The following is a 307-nucleotide window of genomic DNA, read 5'->3' on the forward strand; positions in this document are numbered from 1 at the left end:
TCGGCGGTGGAGGCGCCGGTGACCATGTTGCGGGTGTACTGCACGTGGCCGGGGGTGTCGGCGAGGATGAACCGGCGCTTGGCCGTGGCGAAGTAGCGGTAGGCGACGTCGATGGTGATGCCCTGCTCGCGCTCGGCCCGCAGACCGTCGGTGAGCAGCGCGAGGTCGGGGCCTTCCTGGCCGCGTGACGCGGAGGCCCGTTCCACGGCCTCCAGCTGGTCGGTGAGGACCGACTTGGAGTCGTGCAGCAGCCGGCCGACGAGGGTGGACTTGCCGTCGTCGACGGAGCCCGCGGTCGCGAACCGCA

1 protein-coding gene is annotated in these 307 nt (G+C 71.7%); it reads right to left on the reverse strand.

What is annotated here, in order from left to right:
- The coding region (locus DI272_RS44060) for a GTP-binding protein (protein ID WP_258314958.1) at positions 1-307 on the reverse strand (307 nt) is incomplete at both ends.

Origin of the sequence: Streptomyces sp. Act143, assembly GCF_003143935.1 — a bacterium.
In the GTDB taxonomy this organism is placed as follows: Bacteria; Actinomycetota; Actinomycetes; order Streptomycetales; family Streptomycetaceae; genus Streptomyces.